A 7,891-nucleotide genomic window follows, 5' to 3' on the forward strand; every position below is an offset into this window, starting at 1 on the left:
TCTGTCGTAACTTTTTTCGGATCTACAATCACCGTTGCTAAAGTCATCGCATCCATATTTTTAGTTTCCCATAAAGAAATTGCTAAATCGTGATCTTTTTTTATCTTCTTTTTTAACAATTTTAAATTGGCAAAACTAACTCCGAATAGTGGCTCTTTCGCTCCGTGATTTTTATACGTTTTACGATTTTGTTCTGTTCCATATTCCTCTAGTTGCTGCATTACTTCCTCAAGTAACATATACCCACCTCTTTATCTTTTATGTTGACTTCATATATGTATGTACGATATATTCTACATTACTTTTTGGTTTTCCTATATTTATTTTTAAAATACGGTATGTGAAATTTTAAATTTATCCAAAAAATATACCGTCTCCTTATTTATTAGCAAGAAAATATATTTTTTCATCTACTAAGTATGGTATACAGCTTCTTTTCTTTATAAGTTACGTATATGAAGATAAAAATAAGTTTGGCTATCTATATTTTTCACACTCATTAGCCCATATACAATTATAAACCACTTTCCTTTTAAGGCGAAAAGTGGTTTATGTTTTCCGAAAATATTCGATGTGTTAAGCTATACAATTCATTACTGTTCGACTACTCATTTTCTTTTTTCTTCTTTTGTTCCTCAGATGGCTCTTCTGTTGGATCTGGTTCTTGTTCATCCTTTTTGTTTAACTCATCATTTTGTTCTTTAGCAGGATCTTGTTTTTCATTTTTTTCCTCCTGTCTTTGTTCAGAAGGTTCCTCCGTTGGATCTGGCTCCTTTTCATCTTTTGGAGCTGGATTACAACCAATTAACAATCCTACCGTAAATATGCTCGTCATAAATATAGAAAGCATTTTTTTATAATTCAATTAAAGCACCTCCTAAAATTAATATCTCTTGTATTGTTTCCAATTCATAATTCAATTTATCCAATTTTTTATGACGTTTCTTTAAAAAGACCATTCCTTTAAAATCTTGCATACTTTTGGACAAACTTTCTTGCGCTTGTAAAAAAGTTTTTTTGCATTTCCATACCTATAATTGCTAATATAGTAGAGTAGAACTTTTATAGAGAGAAGGAAAATTATGCACAATGGAATTCGAATGACAACTTTAGTGAAAAGGGCTATGTTGATTTGCGCGGGGGTATTATTTACATACGAAGCAGCTTTAGGATCAGCACATACTGCTTTAGCAAGTACAGAAGATGAAGCAAAATCTGTTCAACTTGTAAGTGAAATTCAATCATCTCTTGCACCGAAAGAAGCTCCTAAACAATATAATGGGCAAGTTAGAAAAGTAGCTTATTTAACATTTGATGATGGTCCTGGAAAATACACAGCTGAGCTTTTAGATATGTTGAAGAAAGAAAATGCAAAAGCAACATTCTTCCTTATTGGTTCAAATGTAAAAGCTTTCCCTGATCTTGTAAAACGCGAAGATGCTGAAGGCCACTACGTTGGGATGCACAGTATGACTCATAACTACAAGAAACTTTACACAGAAGGTCATTATGTAGATGAGATGAAAGAAGACCAAGGATTAATCGCTGGCGTTCTAGGTAAATCGCCAGTATTAACTCGTCCATCTTACGGCTCAATGCCAGGATTAAACGAAGCACTTCGTAACAAAGTTGTTGAGAATGGGCTAAAAGTTTGGGATTGGACAATTGATTCATTAGACTGGAGATATAACAAAATGCCTGTTGACGCTGCATCAGCTAAAATTGTAGAAAACGTTATTAATGGTGCTAACAAGCCAACAGAAGTTATCCTTATGCACGACATTCATCCACAATCCGTAAAAGCAGTACCTGGTATTATTAAAGGGCTGAAAGAAAAAGGATATGAATTAGAAGCCTATAGCGAGAATGAACACTTCCCATTAAACTTCTGGCATGATAATCGTATGTAATGAAAAAGACTTGATTTCCTTTATTCGGTAATCAAGTCTTTTTATCGTTTTGGGAATTACTCCTCGTATATTAGACTCAACCTCCCTCTTCTCTAATATCAATACAAATTAAAGATCACTTAAATTTAATTTAAAAACATCACATGCTGTTTGGTATAAAGGTAAAGAGGATTCGTAAAAAAAGATGTTATCGGTAAAATCCCTCTCTCCTTCGTAAAAAAAGTAAGGCGTTTTCGTGCTAAGTAAGATACATCTATTCATACAATCAGAAGTGATAACTGTGATAGTAGAAAAGAAAATCGTATTAAAAAGATGAATCGAAAATGAAGAACGAGAAACGAAAAGCAAAAAATATTTATCAAAATACAGTAAGAAATTATGGATTGAATATACAAATTCAATCCTATTTTTTTATATTATCAACACTTTAGCACATATTACTCTTAAGGGGGGATATATATGGATTTTCTTTCAGCTGAATATTTGTCAGCCTTGCTTGCCATTATTGTAATTGATTTAGTGTTAGCAGGTGATAATGCCATTGTAATTGGATTAGCAGCAAGACGATTACCGAAAGATCAACAAAAGAAAGTTATTATATGGGGAACTATCGGGGCAATCGCGATTAGAGCCCTCGCTACTTTAGTTGTCGTTTGGTTGTTAAAAATACCAGGGCTACTTCTAATTGGTGGTGTACTCCTTATATGGATCGCTTACAAATTAATTGCTGAAGGCAAAGATCATGATATTAAGGCAGAAGAAGGGTTTTGGTCTGCTATTAAAACTATTATTATTGCTGATGCATTAATGGGTATAGACAATGTTCTTGCTGTTGCAGGAGCTGCGCATGGCAATTTCTCTTTAGTAATCATCGGATTATTAGTTTCTATTCCTGTAGTAGTATGGGGCAGTACATTAATTTTAAAATGGGTAGATCGTTTTCCTGTTATCATTACGATTGGAGCAGCAGTTTTAGCTTATACCGCTGCGAAAATGATTGTAGATGAGAAATGGTTTGCTGCATTTTTTGAGAGTAATCCTTTAATTAAATGGGCATTCATCATTGTTATCATTTTCGGTGTAGTGTTCTTTGGAAAGATGAAGCAAAAAACTAAAGATAATACTATATAATGCCAATGTAATTTTAGTTACAAACAAAAGCGCTACTCATATGAGTAGCGCTTTTTAATATTTATTTAGCTTCCCCTTCCGGAGCCGTTTTTACCTTCGTTTTGTTTTTATCACGATTGTTATAGTTATACTTCGAACGATCTGTCGGTGTAAATCCTTCCGGTGTGTAGAATCGTAATAGATCACCATTTACGACTTGGTCAGAATATTTTAGCGAGCTTTGAACCATTTGTTCATTTTGTTTTATTTCATCTGTAAATTCTACTGGTTTTCCAGTCGTTGTATCATAGTATTTACCGTTTAATGCAGTAACTGTTGGGCTTACGTAGTTACCATTACGGAACGCAACGACTTGTTTATGATCTGGTGATAATAAATCAGAACCGAATTGAACATAATTTTTTGTATCTGTACCTAGTAAGTGTAAAAGAGTTGGAAGAACGTCAATTTCACCACCGTATTGATGCTGTACGCCACCTTTCACACCTGGTACACGAACGATTAACGGTACACGTTGTAACTGTGCATTTTCAAATGAGTTAATTTCTTTACCCATTACTTTTGACATTGCTGCGTTATGATTATCTGAAATACCGTAATGGTCTCCATACATAACGATAATAGAATTATCGTATAAACCAGATTGTTTCAAGTAGTCGATGAAACCTTTTACAGATTCGTCTAAATAACGTGCTGTTTGGAAATACGTATCTACAGACGAGTCACCTGTGTTCGCAGGTTCAATTGTCGCTTCCTCTTTATCAATTGGATACGGGAAGTGATTCGATAACGTAATAAACTTCGTATAGAACGGTTGTTTCAATGTCTCTAATAACGGAATGGATTCATTAAAGAATGGTTTATCTTTTAATCCATAGTTTACTACATCTTTTTCGTTCATATCATAGTATGAAGCATCAAAGAATTTATTAAAACCAAATGATTTATAAATATCGTCACGGTTCCAAAATGTTTTATAGTTACCATGGAATACAGCTGATGTGTATCCTTGTTGTCCTAAAATTGCTGGCGCTGATTGATACGTGTTATGAGATTTCGTTGTAAATACAGATCCTTGTGGTAAACCAAACATAGAATTCTCTAACATAAACTCCGCATCAGACGTTTTCCCTTGTCCTGTTTGATGGAAGAAGTTATCAAAGTAAAGCGTATTCGCATCTTTTGTGAATGAGTTTAAGAACGGCGTAACTTCTTGACCGTTTAATTTATAATCAATTAAGAAGTTTTGGAATGACTCTAAATGAATATAAATTACGTTCATTCCCTTACCTTTACCGAAATACTCAGGGTTTGGACTTGCGTAAGTTGATGTTAAATAATTTCTTACTTCTGTCATATTATCTCCATCAGCTAACGCTCTTTCCGTTGATGCTTTTGCACTTTGAATACCATCATAAATCGTATAGTTATATGCTCCTAAATATTTCACAATATAATTACGATCAAACGTTCTTGTTAATAATTCAGGACGGTCAGATTCTGCAAGTCCTAAGTTAATACTAAATAATAAAATACCTGCTACAAATACTAGTGATACTTTATATTTCGCAACACGAATTGGTTTTGGATTTGCAAATTTCGTTGCTACTAATGCAATTAAAATAATTGTATCTAAGAAGTATAGCGGATCATAAAGATGTAGCAACGCAACAATACTACCACCTAAATCTCCAAAGTTATTCGTTTGTGTTAATGTCGGGAAGGTAATAAAGTCACTGAAAAAGCGATAGTATACGACGTTTGCGTATAAAAGAATCGACAATAACAAGTTGATAACAATTAACCAAATATAAGATCGTTTTCCTTTTGCAAATAATGCAAGTCCTAAAAATAGCACTGCTGAACTAAGCGGGTTGAAAAACAACAAGAATTTTTGGATCGTGTTTGAAATTCCCAAATTAAATTCCGTTACATAAGCTGCATATGTTTTGAGCCAAAATAAAATAACGGCAAACAGAAAGAATCCAAAATGATTGCTTAACACACTTTTGCTCTTTAATAAGAATTGTTTCATTTCTCCACCTCTTTTGATCATCCAAGGCTTATTTTTTTATAAGTCTGTCTCTCTATTCAATTTTTTATCTTCAAATAGATTTTATTTATTTAACTATATGAAGAATACTAGTAATTATAATTTGAAGCTAGTATTTATTCAACTATTTCTTTCTAGACATTTTGACCTTGGTTTCTATTTAACAAAATAAATTTGTAACATTCCCTGTTTTCTCCCAAAATTCATCCACTAATTATGACATCACATACTATATACTTTTATTCACTTCTTCGCAAATAAATATGTCTCCAGTTCTGGAACATTAATGTAATATAATTAAATTCACAATTGAATACATTTATTTTTTCAATATATATTATATTTCCTCAATTATTTATGCTTCAGCCATTCTTCTATGTGCAACATTCAAATCTCTTTCCTTCAATAAAATTATTTTCGAATAATTATTCATAATCCATAAAATACAGTTTATAAAAAAACCTCGCTCTCAAAACGAGAGCGAGGTTTTCATCATTTATTATTGACCTTTGTACATTGCATCTACTTGTTTTTGAAGTTCTTCATTTTCTAAGAACTCATCGTAAGTAGCCTCTTTATCGATTACACCGTTTGGCGTTACTTCAATAATGCGGTTTGCAATTGTTTGTACGAACTGATGGTCATGAGATGTGAATAACATTGTACCTTTGAATGCGATTAAACCGTTGTTTAATGCGGTAATAGACTCAAGGTCTAAGTGGTTCGTTGGATCGTCAAGTGTAATTACGTTTGCACCACTTAACATCATTTTAGATAACATACAACGAACTTTTTCGCCTCCAGATAATACAGAAACGTTCTTCTTAACTTCTTCACCTGAGAATAACATACGGCCTAAGAAACCACGTAAGAAGCTTTCTGACTCATCTTGTGGAGAGAATTGACGTAACCAATCAACTAAGTTAGAGTCACTGTTCTCAAAGTATTTAGAGTTATCTCTTGGGAAGTAAGATTGAGATGTTGTAACGCCCCATTTGAATGAACCGCTATCTGGCTCCATTTCACCCATAAGAATTTTAAATAATGTTGTCATCGCAATATCGTTACGACCGATAAATGCAACTTTATCACCTTTATTTAAAGTGAAGTACACATTATCTAACACTTTTTCGCCATCAATTGTTTTAGAAAGACCTTCAACAGTTAATAAGTCATTTCCTACTTCACGCTCAGGTGTGAAGCCAACGAATGGATAACGACGTGAGGATGGTCTAATATCATCTAAAGTAATTTTATCTAATAATTTTTTACGAGAAGTTGCTTGTTTCGCTTTAGATGCATTTGAGCTAAAGCGTGCAATGAAGTTTTGTAACTCTTTTACTTTCTCTTCTTTTTTCTTATTAGCATCTTGCGTTAATTTTAAAGCTAATTGGCTTGACTCATACCAGAAGTCATAGTTACCAACATAAAGTTGAATTTTACCGAAATCAAGATCAGCCATGTGTGTACAAACTTTATTTAAGAAGTGACGGTCATGGGATACAACGATTACTGTATTTTCAAAGTTCATTAAGAAGTTTTCTAACCATTGGATCGCTTTTAAGTCCAAGTGGTTGGTAGGCTCATCTAGTAATAGAATGTCTGGTTTACCGAATAAAGCTTGAGCAAGTAATACTTTTACTTTCTCTGCCCCAGTTAATTCTGACAATTTCTTATCATGAAGATCTTCACCAATACCTAAACCTTTAAGAAGGATTGCAGCTTCTGATTCTGCTTCCCAACCGTTAAGCTCAGCGAATTCACCTTCAAGTTCAGCAGCACGCATACCATCTTCATCACTAAAGTCTTCTTTCATGTAAATGGCATTTTTCTCTTGCATTACTTTGTAAAGTTGCGTGTGACCCATAATTACTGTTTCTAATACTGCGAACTCTTCATACTCGAAGTGGTTCTGTTTTAATACTGCTAGACGCTCACCTGGCGTAATATGTATATCACCTGTTGATGGTTCAATTTCTCCAGATAAAATCTTTAGAAATGTCGATTTACCAGCACCGTTTGCTCCGATTAAACCGTAGCAGTTACCTGGCGTGAATTTTATGTTAACATCTTCAAACAATTTGCGATCCGCGAAACGCAAACTAACGTTACTTACTGTAATCATTTGTGTCCTCCTACTAATACCGCTTATTTCAGCGTTTTCTCACCGATTGTCTTAAAAAATCGCATATTACGACTCAATTATTGTAGACTATAGCTATTATATAGTAGAAGATGGATGAATAGCAACGGTTGATTACTATTCATCCCTTTTCTACCTTGAATAAAATGTATATTTTTAACGAAACAATATTATATAGAAGCAAATTTCATAATGTAAAGAGAAAATATTTATCATTGGAGCATTATGTTTATCTCTTACTTCCTTAATCGCATGTAGTAATAACAATGCAAAGCACCTACTGAATCAAAACAAGAGAAAAAAGATACGAAAGTAAATGTCAATTCAATTATCTCTGAATTTAAAAATGCTGGTTTCCAAGCAGAAAATCCAACCAATCAACAGCAAAAAGAATTTGGCAACCTTCGAAAAGAAGGAAAACGTATTATCGTACCTGCTCTTGGTGAAGATAAAGGCGGTCGTTTATTCGAAATTACAAAGAAAGAAGACCTAGAAAAAGTTAAGAAATATTACGATGAATTAGGAATTTCTGCTCCTATGCTATTCACTTATACACACGCAAAAGGCAATTTTCTTTTACAAATGAATAGCGATATGAAAGATGAAGAATTTGCACAATATAAAGATGTAATGGACAAATTTATTAACTAAGAA

At 33.3% G+C, this 7,891-nt stretch carries 6 protein-coding genes and 2 pseudogenes; 4 read left to right on the plus strand and 4 right to left on the minus strand.

What is annotated here, in order from left to right; all coding sequences use genetic code 11:
* Window positions 1-239, minus strand: a 239-nt coding sequence (locus KI369_RS09900) for a DNA alkylation repair protein (protein WP_212955835.1), incomplete at its 3' end; no start/stop codon positions are given.
* A gap of 365 nt (window positions 240-604) precedes the next feature.
* A complete protein-coding gene (locus KI369_RS09905; RefSeq protein ID WP_212955836.1) occupies window positions 605-865 on the minus strand; it encodes a hypothetical protein in 261 nt (86 codons plus the stop codon).
* Window positions 866-1,082: 217 nt separating this feature from the next.
* On the opposite strand from KI369_RS09905, the gene KI369_RS09910 reads away from it, so the two are divergent.
* The 3 genes and pseudogenes from KI369_RS09910 to KI369_RS09915 all read left to right on the plus strand — a co-directional run bounded on the left by KI369_RS09910 (window position 1,083) and on the right by KI369_RS09915 (window position 3,041).
* Window positions 1,083-1,910 (plus strand): peptidoglycan-N-acetylglucosamine deacetylase, encoded by an 828-nt coding sequence (locus tag KI369_RS09910; RefSeq protein WP_000551429.1) that lies wholly within the window; start codon window positions 1,083-1,085, stop codon window positions 1,908-1,910.
* Between the two features lie 124 nt (window positions 1,911-2,034).
* Window positions 2,035-2,237: pseudogene (locus tag KI369_RS29855) on the plus strand (DUF3841 domain-containing protein); the annotation flags it as partial.
* Between the two features lie 132 nt (window positions 2,238-2,369).
* The gene (locus tag KI369_RS09915) at window positions 2,370-3,041 is read left to right on the plus strand and encodes a TerC family protein (RefSeq protein ID WP_212955837.1); all 672 of its coding nucleotides are present in this window, start codon (window positions 2,370-2,372) and stop codon (window positions 3,039-3,041) included.
* A gap of 61 nt (window positions 3,042-3,102) precedes the next feature.
* Here the strand turns inward: KI369_RS09915 and ltaS are convergent, their stop codons facing one another.
* Both ltaS and KI369_RS09925 read right to left on the minus strand, forming a co-directional pair.
* A complete protein-coding gene (gene ltaS / locus KI369_RS09920) occupies window positions 3,103-5,076 on the minus strand; it encodes a lipoteichoic acid synthase (RefSeq protein ID WP_212955838.1) in 1,974 nt (657 codons plus the stop codon).
* Window positions 5,077-5,593: 517 nt separating this feature from the next.
* A complete protein-coding gene (locus KI369_RS09925; RefSeq protein ID WP_144611710.1) occupies window positions 5,594-7,219 on the minus strand; it encodes an ABC-F family ATP-binding cassette domain-containing protein in 1,626 nt (541 codons plus the stop codon).
* Between the two features lie 223 nt (window positions 7,220-7,442).
* Here KI369_RS09925 and KI369_RS29470 point away from each other — a divergent pair.
* Window positions 7,443-7,888, plus strand: a pseudogene (locus KI369_RS29470) (stress protein).
* Window positions 7,889-7,891: the final 3 nt, after the last annotated feature.

This window comes from Bacillus sanguinis, from assembly GCF_018332475.1.
In the GTDB taxonomy this organism is placed as follows: Bacteria; Bacillota; Bacilli; order Bacillales; family Bacillaceae_G; genus Bacillus_A; species Bacillus_A sanguinis.

Coding starts and splice junctions, on each gene's coding strand:
- KI369_RS09910 (WP_000551429.1), top strand. CDS start 1,083: ATGCACAATGGAATTCGAATGACAACTTTAGTGAAAAGGGCTATGTTG.
- KI369_RS09915 (WP_212955837.1), top strand. CDS start 2,370: ATGGATTTTCTTTCAGCTGAATATTTGTCAGCCTTGCTTGCCATTATT.
- ltaS (WP_212955838.1), bottom strand. CDS start 5,076: ATGAAACAATTCTTATTAAAGAGCAAAAGTGTGTTAAGCAATCATTTT.
- KI369_RS09925 (WP_144611710.1), bottom strand. CDS start 7,219: ATGATTACAGTAAGTAACGTTAGTTTGCGTTTCGCGGATCGCAAATTG.